General features: G+C 63.4%; 22 protein-coding genes. 10 read left to right on the forward strand and 12 right to left on the reverse strand.

Annotated elements, in window-relative coordinates; all coding sequences use genetic code 11:
• Positions 1 to 140 precede the first annotated feature (140 nt).
• Positions 141 to 809 (forward strand): Crp/Fnr family transcriptional regulator, encoded by a 669-nt coding sequence (locus AC5I5I_RS09225; RefSeq protein ID WP_495972136.1) that lies wholly within the window; start codon positions 141 to 143, stop codon positions 807 to 809.
• Positions 810 to 846: 37 nt separating this feature from the next.
• Here AC5I5I_RS09225 and rnhA read toward each other — a convergent pair whose 3' ends face one another.
• The 5 genes from rnhA to ispH form a co-directional block, all read right to left on the reverse strand.
• Entirely contained in the window at positions 847 to 1,302 is a 456-nt protein-coding gene (gene rnhA, locus AC5I5I_RS09230) for a ribonuclease HI (protein WP_495972138.1), read from the reverse strand.
• Between the two features lie 178 nt (positions 1,303 to 1,480).
• Positions 1,481 to 3,223 carry a hypothetical protein gene (locus tag AC5I5I_RS09235; RefSeq protein ID WP_495972140.1) on the reverse strand — a complete coding sequence of 581 codons (1,743 nt, stop codon included), beginning with the start codon at positions 3,221 to 3,223 and terminating at the stop codon, positions 1,481 to 1,483.
• Positions 3,224 to 3,290: 67 nt separating this feature from the next.
• Positions 3,291 to 4,079: a glycosyltransferase family 2 protein gene (locus AC5I5I_RS09240; RefSeq protein WP_495972142.1), complete on the reverse strand. Its 789-nt coding sequence runs from the start codon at positions 4,077 to 4,079 to the stop codon at positions 3,291 to 3,293.
• 193 nt (positions 4,080 to 4,272) lie between these two features.
• Positions 4,273 to 5,250 carry a homoserine kinase gene (locus AC5I5I_RS09245; protein WP_495972144.1) on the reverse strand — a complete coding sequence of 326 codons (978 nt, stop codon included), beginning with the start codon at positions 5,248 to 5,250 and terminating at the stop codon, positions 4,273 to 4,275.
• A gap of 3 nt (positions 5,251 to 5,253) precedes the next feature.
• Complete coding sequence (gene ispH / locus AC5I5I_RS09250) at positions 5,254 to 6,237, reverse strand: 4-hydroxy-3-methylbut-2-enyl diphosphate reductase (RefSeq protein ID WP_495972581.1); 984 nt, start codon at positions 6,235 to 6,237, stop codon at positions 5,254 to 5,256.
• 139 nt (positions 6,238 to 6,376) lie between these two features.
• On the opposite strand from ispH, the gene AC5I5I_RS09255 reads away from it, so the two are divergent.
• From AC5I5I_RS09255 to AC5I5I_RS09265, 3 genes are all read left to right on the forward strand, one after another.
• Positions 6,377 to 6,802, forward strand: a complete 426-nt coding sequence (locus tag AC5I5I_RS09255) for a hypothetical protein (RefSeq protein ID WP_495972146.1) — start codon at positions 6,377 to 6,379, stop codon at positions 6,800 to 6,802.
• Between the two features lie 137 nt (positions 6,803 to 6,939).
• The gene (locus AC5I5I_RS09260) at positions 6,940 to 7,656 is read left to right on the forward strand and encodes a DUF1013 domain-containing protein (protein WP_495972148.1); all 717 of its coding nucleotides are present in this window, start codon (positions 6,940 to 6,942) and stop codon (positions 7,654 to 7,656) included.
• 92 nt (positions 7,657 to 7,748) lie between these two features.
• Positions 7,749 to 8,774: a BMP family protein gene (locus tag AC5I5I_RS09265; protein ID WP_495972150.1), complete on the forward strand. Its 1,026-nt coding sequence runs from the start codon at positions 7,749 to 7,751 to the stop codon at positions 8,772 to 8,774.
• Between the two features lie 8 nt (positions 8,775 to 8,782).
• Here AC5I5I_RS09265 and AC5I5I_RS09270 read toward each other — a convergent pair whose 3' ends face one another.
• Positions 8,783 to 9,760 carry a Bug family tripartite tricarboxylate transporter substrate binding protein gene (locus AC5I5I_RS09270; RefSeq protein ID WP_495972152.1) on the reverse strand — a complete coding sequence of 326 codons (978 nt, stop codon included), beginning with the start codon at positions 9,758 to 9,760 and terminating at the stop codon, positions 8,783 to 8,785.
• A gap of 13 nt (positions 9,761 to 9,773) precedes the next feature.
• Entirely contained in the window at positions 9,774 to 10,667 is an 894-nt protein-coding gene (locus AC5I5I_RS09275; protein ID WP_495972154.1) for an MBL fold metallo-hydrolase, read from the reverse strand.
• A gap of 94 nt (positions 10,668 to 10,761) precedes the next feature.
• Here AC5I5I_RS09275 and AC5I5I_RS09280 point away from each other — a divergent pair, with 94 nt between their 5' ends.
• Both AC5I5I_RS09280 and AC5I5I_RS09285 read left to right on the forward strand, forming a co-directional pair.
• Positions 10,762 to 11,664: a LysR substrate-binding domain-containing protein gene (locus tag AC5I5I_RS09280; RefSeq protein ID WP_495972156.1), complete on the forward strand. Its 903-nt coding sequence runs from the start codon at positions 10,762 to 10,764 to the stop codon at positions 11,662 to 11,664.
• 440 nt (positions 11,665 to 12,104) lie between these two features.
• Positions 12,105 to 12,665 (forward strand): L,D-transpeptidase, encoded by a 561-nt coding sequence (locus tag AC5I5I_RS09285; protein WP_495972583.1) that lies wholly within the window; start codon positions 12,105 to 12,107, stop codon positions 12,663 to 12,665.
• Positions 12,666 to 12,775: 110 nt separating this feature from the next.
• Here the strand turns inward: AC5I5I_RS09285 and AC5I5I_RS09290 are convergent, their stop codons facing one another.
• Together AC5I5I_RS09290 and AC5I5I_RS09295 are read right to left on the reverse strand one after the other, a co-directional pair.
• Entirely contained in the window at positions 12,776 to 13,945 is a 1,170-nt protein-coding gene (locus AC5I5I_RS09290) for a DUF1236 domain-containing protein (RefSeq protein WP_495972158.1), read from the reverse strand.
• A 182-nt stretch (positions 13,946 to 14,127) separates the two neighbouring features.
• Complete coding sequence (locus AC5I5I_RS09295; protein WP_495972160.1) at positions 14,128 to 14,352, reverse strand: hypothetical protein; 225 nt, start codon at positions 14,350 to 14,352, stop codon at positions 14,128 to 14,130.
• Between the two features lie 142 nt (positions 14,353 to 14,494).
• On the opposite strand from AC5I5I_RS09295, the gene AC5I5I_RS09300 reads away from it, so the two are divergent.
• On the forward strand, positions 14,495 to 14,629 hold the full coding sequence (locus tag AC5I5I_RS09300; protein WP_495972162.1) for a hypothetical protein: 135 nt from the start codon (positions 14,495 to 14,497) through the stop codon (positions 14,627 to 14,629).
• 119 nt (positions 14,630 to 14,748) lie between these two features.
• Here the strand turns inward: AC5I5I_RS09300 and AC5I5I_RS09305 are convergent, their stop codons facing one another.
• From AC5I5I_RS09305 to AC5I5I_RS09315, 3 genes are all read right to left on the reverse strand, one after another.
• Entirely contained in the window at positions 14,749 to 15,273 is a 525-nt protein-coding gene (locus tag AC5I5I_RS09305; RefSeq protein ID WP_495972164.1) for a hypothetical protein, read from the reverse strand.
• Positions 15,274 to 15,415: 142 nt separating this feature from the next.
• The gene (locus AC5I5I_RS09310) at positions 15,416 to 16,801 is read right to left on the reverse strand and encodes an HD-GYP domain-containing protein (protein WP_495972166.1); all 1,386 of its coding nucleotides are present in this window, start codon (positions 16,799 to 16,801) and stop codon (positions 15,416 to 15,418) included.
• 101 nt (positions 16,802 to 16,902) lie between these two features.
• Positions 16,903 to 18,831 (reverse strand): propionyl-CoA synthetase, encoded by a 1,929-nt coding sequence (locus AC5I5I_RS09315; protein WP_495972585.1) that lies wholly within the window; start codon positions 18,829 to 18,831, stop codon positions 16,903 to 16,905.
• Between the two features lie 279 nt (positions 18,832 to 19,110).
• On the opposite strand from AC5I5I_RS09315, the gene AC5I5I_RS09320 reads away from it, so the two are divergent.
• The 3 genes from AC5I5I_RS09320 (at position 19,111) to AC5I5I_RS09330 (ending at position 21,657) form a co-directional block, all read left to right on the forward strand.
• Positions 19,111 to 19,872, forward strand: coding sequence for a sulfite exporter TauE/SafE family protein (locus AC5I5I_RS09320; RefSeq protein ID WP_495972168.1), 762 nt, complete (start codon positions 19,111 to 19,113; stop codon positions 19,870 to 19,872).
• Positions 19,873 to 19,875: 3 nt separating this feature from the next.
• A complete protein-coding gene (locus AC5I5I_RS09325; protein WP_495972170.1) occupies positions 19,876 to 20,637 on the forward strand; it encodes a sulfite exporter TauE/SafE family protein in 762 nt (253 codons plus the stop codon).
• Between the two features lie 81 nt (positions 20,638 to 20,718).
• Positions 20,719 to 21,657 carry a glycerophosphodiester phosphodiesterase gene (locus AC5I5I_RS09330; RefSeq protein ID WP_495972172.1) on the forward strand — a complete coding sequence of 313 codons (939 nt, stop codon included), beginning with the start codon at positions 20,719 to 20,721 and terminating at the stop codon, positions 21,655 to 21,657.
• The last annotated feature ends 136 nt before the right edge of the window (positions 21,658 to 21,793 follow it).

A 21,793-nucleotide genomic window follows, 5' to 3' on the forward strand; every position in this document is an offset into this window, starting at 1 on the left:
GGACGTGCGGACTTGTTGCACCCGCGAGGTCTCTCAATCGCAAAATTAAAGGCGCTGGGGGGGGTGAGTCTGTATAATAGGGACCACTCACCCCGGGCAAGATGACGCGACTATGCAGCGAACCCGAGAAAGCCTGACCTATGAAGAAGCCCAAACCACAATTCGACCCAAAGGCCTTCCTTGCGAAGGCGAACGGGGGAAGAACAATCTCTAAGTTCCGAAAAAACCAGGTCGTCTTCTCACAGGGCGATCTGGCGGACTCAGTCTTCTACATCCGCGATGGCAAGGTCAAAGTCACCGTTGTTTCCGAACAGGGCAAGGAAGCCATTGTCGCCGTCCTTGGCCCCGACGAATTCCTCGGGGAAGGCTGCCTCACGGGCCAGTTACGTCGCGTGGCGACAGCCAAGGCGCTGACGGAATGCGAAATCATGCGGCTGGACAAGAAGGTTATTGTCCGAGTCCTCCAAGAGGAACCAGCATTCTCCGAGATGTTCATCGCCCACCTGCTCGCCCGGACTCTTCGCGTCGAAGCGGATTTGGTCGATCAGTTATTCAACTCCAGTGAAAAGCGGCTTGCACGCGCGCTCTTGCTGTTGGCGAATTTCGGCAAGGAAGGAAAACCTGAGACCGTTATTGCAAAAATCAGTCAGGAAACACTCGCGGAGATGATTGGGACGACGCGCTCGCGAGTGAGCAAGTTTATGAACAAATTCCGTAAGATGGGATACATCAAGTACAATGGGAGCCTCGAAGTCCACAGCTCGTTGCTGAGCGTGGTCCTGCACGATCACCCCCAACTCAGACGGTGAACTCGGTCGCAGGGCGCGAGGCCATGGCCGGGCCAGGCTACATCTTCCCCTTCAGCCGCAATTCCGCGATGCCCGCGCGGGCCAATTCATCCGCGCGTTCGTTCAGGTCATGCCCGGCATGGCCCTTGACCCAGTGCCACGTAACCTCATGACGCGCGAGCGCTGCATCGAGCTGCTGCCACAGATCGACATTCTTCACCGGCTTCTTGTCGGCAGTGCGCCAGCCGTTCTTCTTCCAGCCGTGGATCCAGGCCGAGATGCCGTTCCGCACATACTGGCTGTCGGTGTAGAGGTCGACGCGGCACGGCTTGGTCAGCGCTTCCAGCGCCGAGATCGCCGCCATCAGCTCCATGCGATTGTTGGTGGTGTGCGCCTCGCCGCCCTTCAATTCCTTGGTCTTGCCGCCGGATTGCAGGATCGCGCCCCAGCCGCCGGGGCCGGGATTGCCCGAACAGGCGCCGTCGGTATGAACAACAACGTGAGGCAAACTCATGGGAGCGGATGTCTCAAAGTGACTGGATAAGCGGCACGAACATCACCATCGATCGATTACGAAAGAATTGAACCCCAATCCCTGCAATCGTTCATCGGCGACGCTTCATGGCGGCTGACAAGCCGGGATGCCAGCCATTTTTCAAATCGAACCGGCCTGTCCCCGTCTTGTTGCTCGGTCAGCCCCCTCCGGTCCGAAGCGGCGGCACTTTTCCATCGAGAATCGAAGCGGGAAGCCACTCGCCCGACCTCATATCCAGGCCGCACACGCCTTCAAGCTTGTGCAACTCCACATACCGGGCGACACGCGAGAAATAATCCGGGCTGTCGGAACGGCCCAGATTCGCCTCGGGCGGAAAAAAGGCCGTGATACCGTTGACGGTTGGAATTCCGAGCGTTTCGGCGACCAGCATGCTCAGCGCGTAGGGATTATAGGCCGCGTCAAACTCGGCATTCAACAGCATCCCGCCCGGCCGTTTTCCCACCGAAAAGAACAACCGGCACTCGACGGGCGGAGCCGCGAACCGGCGCAAGATCGCCAGTTCGTGCGGCCGATCGATCAGGTGTGTCCGAACGAAATTGACCTGTTCGAGAAGCAGCAGCGCAGACAGGATCGACAGGAGCCAGACCCGCGACGGCGTCCAGCGAATACTGGCCAGGAACGCCATCGCAATCACGATGACCGGGAAGGCAAGGAATATCTGATATCGCGCAATGATTCTGACGGCCTTCGCGCCAGGAACCAGCAGCCACACATAGTACCAAGCGGTCCACAAGCCATAATGCAGATTCAGCATCCAGGTTACGGCGGTCGTCAGCGCCAGGATCACCAACCAGGGATGCCGTTCGCGCATCGGACGACGCATGAGCCAGAGGCACGCAGTCGCCCAGAGCAGCAGGAGAGCCAACGGGAAACCCGTGGTCCTCTCGCTGAATAACGGGAAACCGGGCCTCAGCCAGTCGTGAACCTGCCGATCGAGCCAGCCCCAAACGAGATTGTATTCGCCGACGTGAAACGTATCGATCACCGACGGCGAATAAAGGGCTACCATCTCAAACGGATGCTGGCCGGTTTCGCTGGCCTTCGGAAGATAGAGATACAGGAACGGCACGACTGCAAACGCGAAAACGACGCCGATTGCCGCGATGGCACGCCAATGACGTGCGAGCAATTTCAAGTCCGGCAGGATCGGAAGAAACCGCGATGTCGCCACGGCGACACACACGAACGCCGCGGCGAAGAAGGCGAAAAACCACGCCATATAGAATGTCGTCAGAAGCCAGCCGGCAAAGAAAACCGCCGCCAGGGCGCCCCAGGCGAAGCCGCGCGAAACGTGGCCGGCAATGAATGTGCGGCAGGACTGCACCAGCAACAGCGCCAGCAGCGGCGCGAAACCGACGGTCAGCAATTGCGGCGACAGCATTCGCCAATACATCGCAGTGTGCAGCGTAAACAACGCGGCGCCGAGCAACGACCAGAGAAACGGAAGACCGACAGCGCGCCGCGCGAATGCGAACAATGCAAGGAATCCGACGGCCCGCAGAACAATGTTCAGCAATTCCGACGACAGGAATGCGTCGAACCCGGCAAATCGAAACAGCGAATAGACGATGCCGTAATAGAGATAACCGTCGTTGTAACCGAGGGTGAAGCGATGGGGAAAATAATAGTTTGTCGTATGCCAATCGGCCCTTCCCCGCCACACATTGTACCAGTGCTCGAGAATGGCGTTTTCGATCATGCTGTCCAGAGTGTCGCCGAACAGCCAGCCAAAGCCGCTGAACAGCGTCAGCCGGAAAAAAATCGCAAGCGACAGCGCGAGAACCAGACATACGATCAATGCGCCGGAAATCCTGTCCGGCTGCCAGCGCGACCAATCCCGCAGCGTGGCGGCATCCGCACTTTGCGCTGGAGCCGTCATGTCGATCCAGCGCTGTCGTCGTGCTGGATGGACCACAGCGCCACAGGCCCTCGTAAGCCGTAACGGGTCAAAGGTCCGCCCCTGCTTCCGGCACACTGACTGACCTGCGACGCTTCAATCCTTCAAACACGGTGCCTCGATCGAGCCCACAGCAGGACAGCCGAAACTGAACAGCCGTTTTCAGTACGCCGAAGCCGTAGGTTACGCTGCGCCGGAAATCGATCGACGAGGCCTCGGGGAAGTATCGGGTCGGACAAGAAATTTCTCCAACACGAAATCCGCGATAAATGATCTGCGAGAGCATCTGGTTGTCGAAAACGAAATCGTCGGAATTGCCATCGAGAGGAATGTCTTCAATGACTGCGCGGGTAAATCCGCGATAGCCGGTGTGATATTCTGACAATTTGTGCCCCATCAGAACATTCTGGATCAAGGTCAGCACACGATTGAAGATGTATTTGTAGAGCGGCATCCCTCCGGCCAGCGCGCCGACGCCCAAGATCCGCGAGCCGAGCACCACGTCGAAATAGCCCGATGAGAGCAGCAGCGCGATCGGATGCAGCAGCTTGGGACTGTACTGGTAGTCCGGATGCAGCATGATCACGATATCCGCACCCCTTGCTAAGGCCAGCCGGTAACACGTCTTCTGGTTTGCGCCGTAGCCCTTGTTGCCGTCGTGGACGAAGGTGAACAGGCCGAGTTCGTGAGCGAGCCGGGCGGTTTCGTCAGTGCTGGCGTCGTCGACGAGAATGATGTCGTCGACAACGTCGGTCGGTATCTCCCTGACCGTTCTCTCGAGCGTCCGGGCTGCATTATAGGCCGGCAACACAACGCAGATTTTCGAAGAGCCGATCATTGCATCCGGACCGTCGAGGGCTGTTCGCTTCGCTGCGACGAGATTTCGCCGGAGGAAATATTTGCGCCGGCCCTCGTGTCAAATGCCGAGGGTCACCAATCGTGTACAACAACTTTGGGTTTTGGAACAATTCGGATCAGCGGCAGGCTCAGCCAGCGACGCCGAAGACGCGCACGCCGGCTTCCGGCAGGCCTTACGCCAGCTCTCGGGCCTTGATGCCGTAATCGTCGACGCTCTTCACATGCTGGTGGAAGCGCAGCTTGCGGAAATATTCCTGCGGCGCCTTCGGCCGCACCAGCGCGCCGGGCGGCACGTTGAGCCAGTCGACCACCCGGGTGGCGAGAAACCGCAGCGCCGCGCCGCGCGCCAGCAGCGGCAGCGCGTTAAGTTCGGCGTCGGTCAGCGGCCGCGCCTTGGCATAGGCCTGCAGCAGCGCCCGGCCCTTGGTGACGTTATAGGAATGATCGTTCTCGAAGCACCAGGCGTTGAGGCAGATCGCAACGTCATAGGCAAACATGTCGTTGCAGGCGAAATAGAAGTCGATCAGCCCGGACAGCCGCTCGCCGAGAAAGAAAACATTGTCCGGAAACAGGTCGGCGTGGATCACGCCTTCCGGCAATCCGTGCGGCCATGCGCCCTCGAGAAAATCGAGTTCGTCGCGGATCGCTGCGAGCATGCCGTGCTGGATGGTGTCGATGCGGTCGGCGCAGGATTCGAACAGCGGCCGCAGCTTCGGTACCGACAGCGCATTGACCCGATGACCTTCGAAGTCGGCTCCGGCGAGATGCAGCTTCGCCAGCGCCTCGCCCACCGCGGTGCAGTGCCGGGCCTCGACGCGGCGCATCCATACGCCATCGAGAAAGGTCACGATCGCCGCGGCCCGGCCGCATAAAGTGCCGAGCGTGTTACCGTCGCGCATGCGCACCGGCTGCGGGCAATTGATCCCGCGCAGCGCCAGATGCTCCATCAGGCCGATGAAGAACGGAATATCCGCGACCTCGACCAGCCGCTCATACAGCGTCAGGATGAAATAGCCGGCATCGGTATGCAGCAGGAAGTTCGAGTTCTGCACGCCTTCGGCAATGCCCTTGTAGGACAACAGCTTGCCGATCTCGTAGCGGGCGAGAAATGCATCCAGCTCTTCGGCCGGGACATCGGTATAGACCGCCACCGCCTACTCCGCTGCTTCGGTGCGCAACGGGCGCGGCAGCGGGAAGAACACGTGTTCGTCGGCAGCCGACATGGTCTCGACATTCAGCGCATAGCGTTCGGAAAACGCATCCAGCACTTCCTCGACCAGCACTTCCGGCGCCGAAGCGCCGGCGGTGACGCCCAGCGACGCAATATGCTGGAAACGGCTCCAGTCAATATCGGCGGCGCGCTGCACCAGCACCGCATAAGGGCAGCCGGCGCGTTCGGCGACTTCCTTCAGCCGCTGCGAATTGGACGAATTCGGCGCACCGACCACGACCATGGCATCGACCAGTGGCGCCACCAGCTTCACCGCCTCCTGACGATTGGTGGTCGCGTAGCAGATGTCGTCCTTGTGCGGTCCGACGATTGCGGGGAAGCGCGCCTTCAAGATTTCCACGAGTTCGGCGGCGTCGGCGACCGACAGCGTGGTCTGGGTCACATAGGCGAGGTTGGTCTCGTCCCTGGGTACGAAGCTGCGCGCATCATCCGGCGATTCAACCAGCGTGATCGTGCCTTGCGGCAACTGGCCCATGGTGCCGACCACCTCCGGGTGACCGGCATGCCCGATCAGCACGATCTCCCGGCCGCGGCGGAAATGGATCTCCGCTTCGCGGTGAACCTTGGTCACCAGCGGACAGGTGGCATCCAGGGTGACGAAATTGCGGGACCTGGCGTTCTCGGGAACGGATTTCGGCACGCCATGCGCGGAGAACACCACCGGCGCGGTCGTGTCGGGGATCTCATCCAGTTCCTCGACGAAAATCGCGCCCTTGGCCTTCAGGCTGTCGACCACATAGCGATTGTGCACGATCTCGTGCCGGACATAGACCGGCGGGCCATACAGCGCGAGCGTACGCTCCACCGAATCGATGGCTCGCACCACGCCCGCGCAGAAACCGCGCGGTGAGCAGAGAATCACCCGAAGCGGCGGCTTGTCGCCGCCGGGAAAGCCGGTTGGGCCCATCATCGGCGCATTTTTCATCGGAACTGTCCCGTGGACATGGGGGCGGCCGCCCCGGGAAGTCAAGGCACAGCATTCGACTTAACGCCAAAGTAAGGCTATGTTAGTTGAATAGTCCGGGCGGACCGGGGCGTTGGGCATGATGTCAATCCACACGAATGTGCTGGCGGTCGCGGCTTTGGCCGTAACGCTGGCCGGATGCGTCAGCAGCGGCAGCGGCTATCAGGTGGAAAACGCCACGGGCCAGCCGATCCCGCACCACGCCCTCGCCGACGAAGTGTTCCTCGATGGAACCGGACCCTCCGCGCGCCGCCTCGCTCAAACGCCGCGCGGCAATGTGGTCGAGCGCCGGTATGCCGAGCCGCTGCCTCCGGGGGCACCGACCCGCGCCGTGGCGCGCACCCGACCGACCGCGATCGAGCGGGTGGATAGCGTCTCCAGCACCACCGGATCCCGCAGCTCGGTGCAGAATGAGGCCGACAAGCCCTTTTCCGACCAGTGGTGGGAGAAGGAGCGGCGTGAGGACGCCCGGCTGAAACGGGTGATGGATATCTGCCGCGGCTGCTGATCCCCCGCCTGCGACAGGTTGCCCCGTCGCGCTCCACGGCCTATATTCGCGTTATTCCTGTCATCCCCGATGACGACCTGCTTCGCCGTCCAAATGCGCCCTGACCGGGCGGGCGGAGCGTGAAGGAGAATTTTGCCATGCAGGAAGCGCCGCTGATGCCGAAGGCCACCGCCGTGTGGCTGGTCGAGAACACCGCGCTGTCGTTCGATCAGATCGCCGAGTTCTGCAAATTGCATCCGCTGGAGATCAAGGCGATCGCCGACGGCGATTCCGCGCAGGGCATCAAGGGCCTCGACCCGATCCAGACCGGCCAGTTGACCCGCGAGGAGATCGAGCTGGCCGAGCAGAACAAGACCCGCCGCCTGCATCTCGCCGACCGCAAGGTCCGGGTGCCCGAACAGAAGACCAAGCGCGGCCCCCGCTACACCCCGGTGTCGCGCCGCCAGGACCGGCCGAACGCGATCCTGTGGCTGCTGCGCAACCATCCCGAATTGAAGGACAGCCAGATCATGCGTCTGGTCGGCACCACCAAGTCGACGATCCAGAGCATCCGCGAGCGCAGCCACTGGAATGCCGCGAACCTGAGCCCGCTCGATCCGGTCACGCTCGGCCTGTGCTCGCAGATCGATCTCGACATGCAGGTCGCCAAGGCCGCCAAGGAAAAGCCGGCGCCGTCCGAGCACGAGCGGGTTACGCTGCTGCCGGCCTCGGTGACCACCGCGCCGGACCACGAGCCGGTCTACGAGGACAGCCGTGCCGCGGCGGCCAGCGCCAAGTCGCAGGAAGACGCCGACGTGGCATCGGTATTCGCCAAGCTGAAGAAGATCGGCGGAACGAAGCCCGAGGAAGACTAAGCACTGCGTTCCGTGCCGCCCCATGCGCGGCATGTCGTCTCTGCACTTTTGCCTTGCTTCCGCGTGCCCGCATCGGGGGGAGTGACGACGTCATGCCAAACCGGATCAGTCGCCGGCGTCTGATGGGACTTGCGGCCGGCCTGGGCGGTAGCCTGCTGGCCACCCGCGCGCCGGCACAGTCGAGCCGCGCACAATCCAAGCTCAAGATCGTTGCGCTGTTCGCCGGCAGCATTTCCGACGGCGGCTTCATGGAATCCGGATATCGCGGGCTCTTGGCGGCGCGGGATACGCTTGGCGTCGACATCGGCTGGCGCGAGGGCGTGCGGCCCGAGCGGGAGCTCTTGCTCGCCGCCTTGCGCGAACTGGCGCGCAGCGGCGCCGAGATGGTGGTCGCCCATGGCGGCCAGAACAACGAAGCCGCAAAGCTGGTCGCCGCCGAATTTCCCGATACCAAGTTTGTGGTCACGCAGGGCAACGTAACCGGAACCAATCTTGCGAGCTACGAGGTGCTGCAGGAGGACTCCGCGTTCCTGGCCGGCGCTCTCGCGGCCTGGAGCACCAGGACCGGCATCGTCGGTCACATGTCCGGAATTCGCGTCGTTCCCGGTCTGAAGGGCCGCGCCGCCTACGCCAACGGCATCGCGCATGCCGACCCGAAGGTGCAACTTCTGACGAATTTCTCCGGCAACCAGGACGATAACGCTCTGTCGAAGCGTGTCGCAGCCGCCATGATCGCCGCCAAGGCTGACATCATCTTCACAATGCTCAATGCTGGCCGAACGGGCGCGATCGAGGCTTGCCGCGACGGCGGCGCAAAGCAGATCGGCAATGTGCGCGATTGGACGAACGTAGAGCCGGACGTGTTCATCGGCTCGGCGGTTGCGAATTCCGGCATCGCACTGCTGCGCGCGGCCGAGGACCTCGAGGGCGCCGGCGTGAAGACCAACAGCGTCGTGAAAATCGGACTGGACCGGCCGGACGCCGTGCGGCTCGCGCTCTCGCCTTCGGTGAGCGATGACGTGCGCAAGAAGGTCGAAGCGCTCGCGGCCGACATCAGGGACGGCCGCGTTCGCGTTCCCACGGAATGGAACGGGCCGGAATTCCGCAATCCGGCCTGACCGCCCGGTCAATCCACCGCGAGCTTCCCCTTGGCGACGGTCTCGCGCCAGATCTCGGCCTCGGCCCTGGCGTTCTTCGCAAATTGCGCCGGCGTCTCGCCGCCCGGCAGGAAACCCAGCTCTTCGAGTTTCTTCGCGACGGCCGCGTCCTGCAACGCCGCCTTCACTGCCGCATGGATCGTATCGATGGTGGCCTGCGGCGTGCCTTTCGGTGCGGCCAATCCCCACCAGTTTTCGGCGACGAAACCCGGCACGCCGCTTTCTCCTGCCGTCGGCACATCCGGAATATTGGGCAGGCGCTGCTCCGCGGCGACCGCAAGCGCTTTCGCCTTGCCGGATTCAACGAACGCACGCCCGACGCCCCAGCCGGCGAGATAAAGCTGCACGTCACCGGTGATCAGCGCCTGCATCGCCGGCGGCGCGCCACGATACGGCACATGCACCAGTTCGATTCCGGTCAGTTGCTTCAATCGCTCGATCGCCAGATGCGGCGCGGTGCCGACGCTTGGCGACGAATAGCTGAGCTTGCCCGGATTCTTTTTCGCGTATTCGACGAACTCACCCAGCGTCTTCACCGGTACCGACGGGTTCATGTACATCACCGACGGCACCACCGCGACCCGCGTGATCGGCACGAACTCGGTCAGTGGGTCGAAGCTGGTCTTCGGAAACATGAACTGGTTGCTGACGAAATTGTTGGTCGCACCCAGCATCAGCGTGTGACCGTCGGGCGCGGCGCCGGCGACGGCCTTGGCCCCGATCATGCCCCCACCCCCGGCACGGGAATCGATCACCAGTGGCTGGCCGAGTTTCTTCTCGATCGGATCGGAAATCAGGCGCGCAATCACGTCTCCCGCTCCGCCCGCGGCGTAAGGAATGATGATCGTGATCGGCCGATCGGGGAACGCGGCAAAGGCACCACGCGGCGCGAACGCTGCGGCTGCCGCCGCGGTGGCAAGGAAGGCGCGTCGGGTCAGTCGGGTCATGGCGTGTCTCCGGTCACAGGTCGATGCGCATCAGGTCATGGGCGATCTGCAGCGGGCCCCGGTACACGCTGCGAATTTCCGAAACGAAGGCGTCGATCTGATGCGGCCCCATCAGGTCGACCGGCAGATGCTTGCCCGCGGCGCGTTTCAGCACCGGGCTGAGAGAGTCGACGTGCCCGATATGAGTGGCCACCACCTGCTTCACGCCGGCTTCGACCGCGAGTCGGCCGAGGTCATGCGGGCTGGTATGCGAGAAGGTGCCGACCTTCGACTGCCGCCGATGCTCGATGAAAGCCTCGGTGAAGGTGCATTCGTGGATCAGCAGGTCGGCGCCGCGCGACAGCGTCAGGATGTTGTCGCAGGGCGCGGTATCGCCGGAGAACACCACCACCTTGCCTTCGGCTTCGATCCGGAAACCGTAGCAGGGCGAGATCTCGGCCGGGATGTGATCCATCAGAGCGGCAGTGACGCGTATCTCCTTGTCCTCGAACACCACGCCCTCGCCGTATTCCGTCACCTGCGGACGGATGGCTTCCATATTGGCCTGCCGCGCCGGATAGGCGCCGCGCGCGCGGATGTCGGCATCGAAGGCACCGTTCTCGAACAGATGGCTCACCATCTTTTTCGTGCCGTCGGGACCGTAGATGTTGAGCGCGCCGACACGACTAAGGATCCAGCCCGAGATCACGAAGAACGGCAATTCGCAGACGTGATCGTGATGCAGGTGGGTGAGGAAAAGGTCGCCGACCTCGGCCGGGTTGACGTCGGCGCGTATCAACTGGCGGGTCGCGCCGTGCCCGCAATCGAGCATCAGGTGGCGGCCGCTGTCGAGCGTGATCAGGATCGAGGTGTGGCAGCGATCGGGATCGGGTAACGCCGCGCCGGTCCCGAGCATCACGATCCGCATGGCTAGCCCTCCTGTTGCTTCCATTATGACCGGGGACGGTGATAAACAGAAATCGCATTCTGATATCGGCTGATAACCAGAAGGAATATCGGCGATGTCCTCGACCCTGCGGATCCGCCATCTGGACGTGCTGCTCGCAGTCGCGGCCGAAGGCTCGATGCAGCGCGCCGCGCAGAGGGTCCATCTGACCCAGCCCGCGATTTCCAAGCTGGTCCGCGAACTGGAGACGATGTTCGGCGCCCCGCTCTTCGACCGCACCAAGCGCGGCGTCACGCTCACGGAATGCGGCCACGCACTCGCCGTCCGGGCCGAATATCTCCGCAAAGATATTGAGCGAGCGCGTGACGAGGTGGCTGCGATCCGTCACGGCACGATGGGTGAGCTGCGCATCGGCGCCTTGCCGGTGGTGGAGAGCGCGCTGCTGCCGCAAAGCCTGATGGCGCTGCGCAAGGTCGCTCCCGCGCTGCGCATCCGCGTGCAGGAAGGCACCAGCGCAGCACTGCTCGACCAACTGCGGCGCGGCGAGATCGATTGCGTTATCGGCCGGCTCGATTCCGGTGCCGACGGCAGGGATATCCAGGCCGAAAAGCTGACGCGACTGCCGACAAGGATTGTCGCGCGCCGCGGGCATCCGCTGGCCGCGCGCAAGCGCGTGACGCCGGAACAACTCGCAGGCTTCCCATGGGTGCTGCCGCAGCCGGGCGCGCCGATCCGAAGCGTCATCGATGGCATCTTCGCCACGGCCGGAATCGCGGCGCCGGTCCCGCTGGTGGAATCGACGTCGATCCGCCTCAACTACGAGCTGATGCGCTCCTCCGACATGATCGGCGTGATGCCCGACGCGGCCGCGGCTGCCTACAACGCCGGCCGTGCGCTCGCGATCCTGCCGTTCGATCTGGGCGAGCGGCTGCCCTGGGTCGGGGTGATGACGCGCACGGCGCCGCCGTCGCATGCGCTCACGTTGTTCCTGCGGGTGCTGCGCGAAAATTGTGGATAGTTCCCCGCGACTCAGGCGGTATTCGGCGGCTTTTCAATGCGTGGCCGTTCGGGGTCAGTTGTGGCTTCCGTGCACTAGTGCAGTGCGGTGACGCGGATAATGTCCGCCCCTCATCGGCGGGGGCGTCGAAGGAAATATCCATGAAATTGCAGGTTTTTCTCAGCTTTTCGGTGCTCGCTGTCGTCACGGCCCAAGCCTCCGCCCAGACCGCCGAAACCCGCCATGCCGCCGCCAGTCCGGCTGTGACCGCTCCGGCCGCTGCCTCCGTTCCACAGCAGGTCTCGCCCGCGGCGATGCCTCCGGGGCGTGCGGCGGTCGATCCGGCTCCCGCCGCAGGTGCGAAGCCGCAGGCGCGGCCGGTGCGCCGTCCGGTCGCACGACAACAGCAACAGCAACAGCAGCAGCAACAGCCGACGACCTGGCAGGAGCGCATGCGCGCGATGTGGGGCGTCGACAACGCGCCGGCCGATCCGAGCGCCTCGGCCCGCCCGGCCCAGCCGCAGGCTCCCGCCTATTCCGCGCGGCCGAACAACCGCCTGATGTTCGGCATGTTCTACACCAAGATCCCGCGCCAGACGGTGGCGTTTCCGGGCAATTACGCGCCCGGCACCATCATCGTGCGCCATCGCGAGAAGCGGCTGTATTACGTGCTCGGCAACGGACAGGCGATCCAGTACGGCGTGGCGGTCGGCCGCGAGGGCGCGGCCTGGTCAGGCACCTCGGTGGTTTCGAACAAGCGCGAATGGCCAAGCTGGACGCCGACGCCCGCGATCCTCGCGCGCCAGCCGAACCTGCCGCGCCACATGGAAGGCGGACCGCAGAACCCGATGGGCGCACGCGCGCTCTATCTCGGCGACACGCTGTATCGCATCCACGGCACCAACGAGCCCTGGATGATCGGCGAAGAGGTGTCGTCCGGCTGCATCCGCATGACCAACGAGGACGTCATCGATCTCTACGAACGCACCCGCATGGGCGCCACGGTGATCGTGCAGCGCTGATCGAGACAGGTTTAAATGGGGGGCTTCGCGACGGCGCGTCGTGGAAGCAAAACGGCCGGGCGAAAGCCCGGCCGTTTCTTTATCGTCCGACGCTGAAGGGTCTTGCGACGCTACCGGATCACCTCGATCACCCGCCGTTCGGACGGGTCGATCACGTAGACGTCGTTATCGCGCACCACGTAACGATAGCTCCTGATCTCGGGCACTTCCGTGTAGATCGTATCGGGGAACATCTCGAATTCGATCGTCTCGGGAATGTCGTCGCCGATCACGTATTCCCGTTCGATCGTCGTGGTGCGGGCGCTACCGGTGGTGTGCCGCTGGATGGCGGCGCGCCGCACAACCTCACGCTGCTTCTCGGTCAGCGAGAGCTTGCCGCGCGGGCGCGAAGCGGCGCGTCCGGAGCCGCCCGACTCGATCACCGTGACGATCTTGCGCGTCCGCGGCTCGACGATCACGATTTCCTCTTCGACGAGGACGAACTCGTAACCGCGATACTCCGGATACACCTCAACGATGGCCGGGGTCACCGGATAGAACCGCACGCTGGCCGGGACAACCGCACCAACCGAGACGGAGAAGTTCACGTTGCGCACGGGCTGAACATTTGCCTGCCGGATCGAGGTTGAGATCCGGGTGCGCTGCTGCTCGGTCACCTGCCGCTCGGCTGCGCGGCCACCATCGCGATCCCGACGGTCGGTATCGCGAGCCTGATCGCGATCGCGCTTGCCGTCACGGTCGCGGGCCTGATCGCGGTCGCGCTTGCCGTCTCGCTCATTGGCCTCGTTCCGGTCGCGCTTGCTGTCGCGTTCGCGCGCCTGATCGCGATCCCGCTTGCCGTCACGCTCCTGTGCCTGATCGCGATCCCGCTTGCTATCGCGCTCGCTGGCCTCGTTCCGGTCGCGCTTGCCGTCACGATCCCTGGCTTCATTGCCCTTCGAGGCCGGCGCATCGCGATCCTGAGCCTGGCCGCCCTTCGCGGGCTTGCGGTCGTCGTCGCGATTCTGCGTTGCGCGGGGGTTTTTGTCTCCCGGCTGTGCTGCGGAAGGCGACGCGCCCTCACCCTTGGCGCCGCGCTGGCTCTTCTCCTCGCCGGCCGCCGGCTTGCCCCGCTCGCGTGCGGCGGGTTCAGCATCCTTCGATTGCGTTGCGGCGGGGCTCTGCCCGCCCGGCATCGGCGCGCGATCCTGTGACATCGCCGGCGACAACCCAATGACTGCAAAGGCTGCGCTGCCAAGCAGCAACGACTTCAGTGCGCTTGTTCGTGTTGCGTGTTTCATACTGGCTCCGAAAGTTGATGGTGGCGCTCCATGCGCTCGCGACACCGAACACGCCGCGCCGGTCAACGTTCCCTGAATTTGCGTTCAGCCCGGAACCCAGCCGGCTCACCGCGTCGTCGCGACCGGAAAGCAAAAGGGGAGCTACAAGAGCTCCCCTTTCCGCACCTCTGGAAGGTGATCGCTTAGTTCGAGGTACAGACCTTGACCGATTTCATGCCGGCTTCGGCCTCGGTCCGCGTCTTGTAGACGGTGTTGCCGAGAACGGTCACTTCCGTGGTCGTGGTCGGCTTCTTGTCGACGATGGTGCACCGCTTCGTCTTGACGTCCTGCACGACGTAATACTCGGTCTGCGCCAGAGCGGATGTCGAGAACGCGGCGGCAAGCGCGGCGGCGAGAACAATACGCATTGGGTTTCCTCCTTCGTTCGGCGCTTCGTTGGAAGCGCCGCCTCAACATCAAACGCGCGACGACGTTCCGCATTTTTTCGCTGATGAATGCGGGAACGTTGCACGCGTCTTCACGTTGGGCGGCCAACAAGGAGCTTTAGGTATGAAATACTTTGTTTGCGCCGGCGCAGTCTTCTGCGCGATGGCCTTTTGCGCGATCGGATTGGCGGTGTCCGACACCATGGACTACGCGGACGGCTACGCCTTGACGTTGGCATCGCAGGATATCAGGCGATGAGCCCCGCGCGTTTCCGGGAGGAAAGCGTCGACGATGCGCACGACGCTTTGACTATACTGCTCGCGACCGCCCTCTTGTCCGCGATCGCCTTCTACGTTTTTGCTTAGAGCGAGCGCTCGTCAGGCCGCCGACTGCGAGCGATCGGCCGGTGCGCATTCCGAGCGCGCAATTCTTCCCATCTCGTCGAAGGTCAGGATCATGGTGATCGGCTTGGCCTCGTAACCGAGATACTCGACCACGACACGCGTGTCCTTTTTGCTCGCCTTGATCAGTGAGAAGGCCAGCGGCCGCGCCGACCGCAGCTTTGACTCCCAGTATTCCCAAATCGCCCCCGAACCCACGTAAGCCGCCTGTCTGGTGCAGCCGCATTCCAGCGCCGCGTCCTCGCGATACATCCCGACAAGACCGATCAGGTCTCCAGCTTTGGCAATCGTCATCCAGCGCCTGACCTGGATCAGTGGATCGATACGGACCTGGGACGGCTCGCGGCTGTTTGCGGTCAAGCCGAGTTCCCGGATACGCCGTTTCACACTGTTGAGCGAACGCTGCAGCCTCGCCGCGAGACGGAGTGGACTAACGTTGTCCTCCACCGCCTTCGCGAGGGCTGCGTCTTCTTCCGGAGTCCAAAGTGTGTTCTTCGTCATTGCGGCGTATTAACGCAGCCAAAAAAGCCATGGAATATTCTGAAAACGCCGAACGATCACATTTTGCAACCGGACGACACATTTTCAGACTATTGAATGTATGTCGCCGGTCGCGGCGGGCCAGCGCGGCTGGCCCAGCGGATCAGGCCGCCAGCGTCTGGTCGACCCGGCGCAATGCGCGATGCAGTGCCTGCAGACAATCGGGATCGATCGCGGTTCCTTCCATCTCCGACATGATCGCGAGCGCCTTCGACACCGGCATCGCCGCGCGATAGGGACGATCGGCGGTCAAGGCATCGAAAATGTCGGCCGTAGTGATGATGCGCGTATCCAGCGTGATTGCGTCGCCCTGCAACCCGCGCGGATAGCCCTTGCCGTCGAGCCGCTCGTGATGGGCGCCGGCCACCGCGGCAAGATCGCGGAACGCCGCAATGCGCGACAGGATCGTTTCCGAATGCGCGGCATGCATCTTCATTGCCGTCCATTCCGCATCGTCGAGCTTTCCCGGCTTGTCGAGAATCGCATTGCTGACGCCAAGCTTGCCGATGTCGTGCAGCAGCGCCGCCCGCTTCAGCCAGCGACGCTTGTCGAGCGGCAATCCGAGTTCTTCCGCCACCATGTCGGTGAACAAGGTGACACGCTCGCTGTGTCCGCTGGTGAACGGGCTTTTGGAATCGATCACCTGCGCAAAAGCCGCGGCGATGTCGTCCAGATAGTCTTCATCCACGGCGGTCTTGTCCCGTGCCGGCTCAAGATCGAAAATCCTGCGCTGGATGTCCGGCGCTGCAAGTTGGTCCCAGAAATCCGTACGCGCGGCCACCCGGCTGAAGGCCTCCACCAGCTGCGGATCGAACCAGGTTCCGGAGCGGTTCTCCACTTCGCGGATTGCGGCGTCGCGGCCCGAACTGGTGTGCAGCACGTCGATCACCTGCGCCATCAGCGCGATGCGCGCGTAGAGCGGGATTTCCTCGCCGCGGACCCGATCCGGCAACCCACCGCCATTCCAGTGCTCGTCGAGATTCTGGATGCCTTGCGCGACCGCTTCGCTGAACCGCATCTTGCGCGCAATATCGGCGCCGCGGTGACACCGTGTTTCGATCAGTTCGCGCGCTATCGTGCCGCCATTCTGGAACACGTTGATCAGCGCCCGGAAGCGCTCGGTCAGGCCGGCCTGCAGCCCGGTGTGAGACAGCACGAAGCGAAGCGCCTGCGGCAGGCTGCCATCGATCTGCTTGAAGTCATGTTTGAACTGAATGTCGTCCGCCAGATAGAGCTGGCAGATCCGCGCGGCATTGCTGCTGCAGCCGAGATCCTTGAGCAGCAGCGTATAGTACAATTCCCACAGCTTGGAGTCGTCGATCCCGATCTCATGACCGATCTGCGTGCCGATGAAGCAGCAGCGCACGCAATGTCCGGCCGGCTGGCCCTCGGTCAGGTCGAGTGCGTGGCTGAGCGCGCCCAGCAATTCGGCCAGCCGGATATCGCCGGCGGGAGACGGCGCGGCATCCGTCGCAAAACGGTCGGTCATTGAAGCGGTCCGTAGCGCGGGAGAAAAGACAGGCGCGCAACGGGGCCATGAACCGGCTTAATGTCTCGTTAAGCGGGCGAACTGCCGCAGGTGGCGCTGCGCTACCCACTCCTCCCCTTCACCGCCGCGCCGATTTCGTCCAGCACCTTCGGGTCCTCGATCGTCGCCGGCATCGCCCAGTCTTCACCGTCGGCAATCTTCTTCATGGTGCCGCGGAGAATTTTTCCCGAGCGCGTCTTCGGCAGCCGCGGCACGGTGATCGCAAGCTTGAACGCCGCGACCGGACCGATGCGCTCGCGCACCAGCGCCACGATCTCCTTCTCGATCGCCGCCGCATCGCGCGTGACGCCGGCCTTCATCACCACAAAACCGCAGGGCACCTCGCCTTTGAGTTGATCCGCGATGCCGATCACCGCGCATTCGGCGACGTCCGGATGCGCCGCCAGCACCTCCTCCATGCCGCCGGTGGACAGCCGATGCCCCGCGACATTGATGATGTCGTCGGTGCGGCCCATCACATGGACGTAGCCGTCCTCGTCCTTGAAGCCGGCATCGGCGGTTTTGTAATAGCCCGGAAACTCGTCGAGATAGGCCTCGCGGAAGCGCTCGTCCTGCTGCCACAGCGTCGGAAACGCGCCGGGCGGCATCGGCAGCCTGGCGACGATGGAGCCGATGGTTCCGTTCGGCACTTCCTTGCAGCTCTCATCGACCACGCGGATGTCCCAGCCCGGCATCGGCACGGTGGCCGAGCCATGCTTCACCGGCAGCGTGCCGAGGCCAACCGGATTGCCGGCGATGCACCAGCCGGTTTCGGTCTGCCACCAGTGATCGATCACCGGCTTGCGCAATTTCTTCTCCGCCCATTCGACCGTCGGCGGATCGGCGCGCTCGCCTGCAAGGAACAGCGCGCGGAAATGCGACAGGTCGTATTTCGGCAGCAGCGTCGCCTCGGGATCTTCCTTCTTGATGGCGCGGAACGCGGTCGGCGCGGTGAAGAAGGCGACCGCCTTGTGCTGCGCGATCACCCGCCAATAGGCGCCGGCATCCGGCGTGCCGACCGGCTTGCCCTCATACATGATCGAGGTCGCGCCATGCAGCAGCGGCCCATAGACGATGTAGGAATGCCCGACCACCCAGCCGATATCGGAGCCGCACCACCACACTTCACCGGGATCGACGCCATAGAGATTCTTCATCGACCATTTCAGCGCGACCGCATGTCCGCCATTGTCGCGCACGACGCCTTTAGGGATGCCGGTGGTGCCTGATGTGTAGAGAATATAGAGCGGATCGGTCGCCAGCACCGGCACGCAAGCGGCGCTCTTGTTCGCCGCGATTGCCGCATCGCGCAAACCTGCCCAGCAATGGTCGCGCCCTTCAACCAGCGCCGCCAGCTCCTGCGGACGCTGCAGCACGATGCAGGCGGAGGGCTTCGCCTCCGCCATCGCGATCGCTTCGTCGAGCAGCGGCTTGTATTTGACGATCCGGCCCGGCTCGATGCCGCAGCTGGCAGACAGGATCAGCTTCGGCTTGGCGTCGTCGATGCGCTTGGCCAGTTCCTTGGCGGCAAATCCGCCGAACACCACCGAATGCACCGCACCGATACGGGCACAGGCCAGCATCGCAAACACAGCCTCCGGCACCAGCGGCATATAGATGATGACGCGGTCGCCCTTGCCGACGCCGAAATCCTGCAGGATGGCGGCGAGCGTCGCCACCTCGAACAGCATCTCTTCATAGGAATAGGACGCGACAGTATCGGTGACCGGGGAATCGTAGATCAGAGCCGCCTGTCCGCCGCGGCCGCGCACCACATGCCGGTCGAGCGCGTTGTAGCAGGTGTTCATGACGCCCCCGGCGAACCAGCGGCCATAGACGCCCATCGCCGGATCGAACACCTTTTTCGCCGGCTCGAACCAGTCGATCTCTTTTGCCGCCTCCGCCCAGAAGCCTTCCGGGTCGCGCTGCCATTGTGCATAGACCTCGTGGTAGCGGCTCCCGGTCGCTGCGTGCGGCGTCTTGGCGTCCATCATTCTATCCTCCCCTTTTTCCGTCACCCCGGGCAGCCGCGAAGCGCGGTCTCGAAGGCTGCGCCTGGCATCCGTCGAGGTTCAATCGCTCGCGCTTGCTCACATCTCGGGATGACGTGAATTGTCGCGTTTGCCCGCATTGTGGGTGAGCCCGGCTTCATTGCAAGCGCTGCCGCGCGCATCCCCGAAAACAAGCCCAACGCAGGCGCGCCATTCGCAAATAGCATTAGCGGCGACGCGCCTGAGGGAGTTTGATCCGCCGCAAATCGAGACCCCTCCTTGACCCTTCCCACCGACCCGCTGTTCTGGATCGTTGCCGCGACCGCCGTCACGCTGCTTGGCCTTGCCAAGGGCGGTTTCGTCGGCATCGGCATGGTGGCGACGCCCATGCTGGCGCTGATCGTGCCGCCGCTGCAGGCGGTCGCCATGATGTTGCCGATCCTGCTTCTCCAGGATGCGATCTCGGTCTGGGCCTACCGGCGCAATTGGGACGCCTGGAACCTGAAAGTGCTGCTGCCCGGCGGTCTTGTCGGGGTCGCGATCGCCGGCCTGCTCGCGGCTTACGTCCCGGATGCCGCGGTGCGGCTTGCGGTCGGCGTCATCGGGGCGACTTTCGTCCTGTGGCGCTGGTTCGGCCCGAGCAGCGGCGATATCGGCATCCGGCCCAGTGTCGTCAGCGGGCTGTTCTGGAGTGCGGTTTCCGGCTTCACCTCCACGCTCGCCAATGCCGGCGCTCCGCCGGTGCAGGTGCACATGCTGCCGCAGCATCTGCCGAAGCTGGTCTTTGCCGGGACCATGACGATCTATTTCGCCATCACCAATCTCGCCAAGCTGATTCCGATCTTCGCGCTCGGCCAGTTCACCACCGACAATCTCGTCATCTCGGCGGTGCTGTTTCCACTGGCGATCGCCACCAACTTCATCGGGATCTGGCTGGTCCGCATCACCCCGCAGGAAACGTTCTACAAGATCGTGTATGTGATCACCTTCGTGATCTCGCTCGAACTGATCCGCAACGGCGTGACCGCCTTTATCGCGTAACGAATGACCATCATCACTGACCCCCTCTTCTACATGGTCGCGGTGCCGGCGTTGATCGCGCTCGGCCTGTCGAAGGGCGGATTTGCCGGCGTCGGGGTGATCGCAACGCCGTTGACCGCGCTCTATCTGCCGCCGCTGGAAGCAGCAGCCCTGATCCTGCCGGTGCTGATCGTGCAGGACGTGATTTCGGTCTGGTGGTACCGGCGCGACTACGATCCGTGGAACCTGAAGGTGATGTTGCCCGGCGCGCTGGCCGGCATGGGGTTGGGATGGATGTTCGCGGCCTATGTCAACGACGATGCGCTGCGGATCAGCATCGGCGTGATCGGCATCTCCTTCGTCATCTATTCGGTGCTGAGAAGCATCCCGGCCGAGGGACACCGCAAGACCACGCTGAGCGGCGTGTTCTGGGGCGCGGTTTCCGGCTTCACCTCGTTCCTGTCCCAAGCGGGCGGACCGCCGTTTCAGGTCCATGTCCTGCCGCAACGGCTGCCCAAGCTGACGCTGGTCGGCACCAACGTGATCTTCTTTGCGATCGTCAACGCGCTCAAGATCGGGCCCTATTTCGCGCTCGGGCAATTCTCCACGATCAACTTCGCCACCTCGATGATGCTGCTGCCGGTCGCGGTCGCGGCCAATGCGCTCGGGATCTATCTGGTCCGGGTGACGCCGGTCGAGCTGTTCTATCGTATCGCCTATACGCTGGTTTTTTGCGTGTCGGTGATGCTGCTGTGGCAGGGTGCCTCAGGGCTGATGCGCGGCTGATCTTAAAGTCACGGTGCTGACACAGCGGCTTTCTAGGCTGCGCATATGAAGCCCATCCTCGCATCTGCTATACTCGCCCTCATGACCCTTTCCGCATCCGCCTTCGACCTGCAGGGCCATCGCGGTGCGCGCGGGCTCGCGCCCGAAAACACCATCCCCGGATTCGAGACCGCGCTGCGGATCGGCGTCACCACGCTCGAACTCGATGCCGCCATGACAAAGGATGGCGTGCTGGTCGTCAGCCACGATTCGCTGCTCAATCCCGAGCACACCCGCGGGCCGGACGGCGAATTCCTCAAAGACACGGGCCCTGCGATCCGTTCGCTCACGTTCGATGAGTTGCAGGCCTATGACGTCGGACGCATCCAGCCCGGCACGGCTTATGCCGCGCGCTTCTCGACACAGAAGGGCGCCGACGGCGTGCGCATCCCGAGGCTGACCGAGGTGTTCGACCTGGTGAAGCGGAACGATGCCGATCACATCCGCTTCAATATCGAGACCAAGCTCACGCCGACCTCCGGCGCCGACACGCCCGACCCCGACACCTTTGCGGCGGCGCTGGTGAAGGCGATCCAGGATGCGGGCCTCACCAAACGCGCCAGCATCCAGAGCTTCGACTGGCGCACGCTGATGGCAGCGAAGCGCCTCGCGCCGGAGATCGAGCGCGTCTGCCTGACGATCCAGAGCCCCGGCGAGGACAATATCCGCCGCAACCTGCCCGGCCCGTCGCCCTGGACCGCCGGCCTCGATATCGACGATCACGATGGCTCGGTGCCGCGTCTGGTCAAGGCCGCCGATTGCCAGGTCTGGTCGCCCTATTACCGCAATGTGACGGCGACGTTTGTCAAGGAAGCGCACGATCTCGGGCTTAAGGTGATCCCGTGGACGGTCAACGAGATGGCCGATCTCGAACTGATGTACCAGACCGGCATCGACGGCATCATTTCCGATTACCCCGATCGCGCCCGGGCCGCGCTGCCGAAGGGGATCGCGGCGCCAAAGCCGGTGAATCTGCGGTAATTGTGCTGTCATCACCGGGCCGGCGCAAGCGCCGTGATCCGGTGATCCATCATTGGTGAAAGTGATGGATCGCCGGGTCAAGCCCGGCGATGACGACCGCAAATTTGTTCGCTAACGTCGTTCCCAAAATCCAAGG

The sequence above is a fragment of the Pseudorhodoplanes sp. genome (assembly GCF_059499825.1).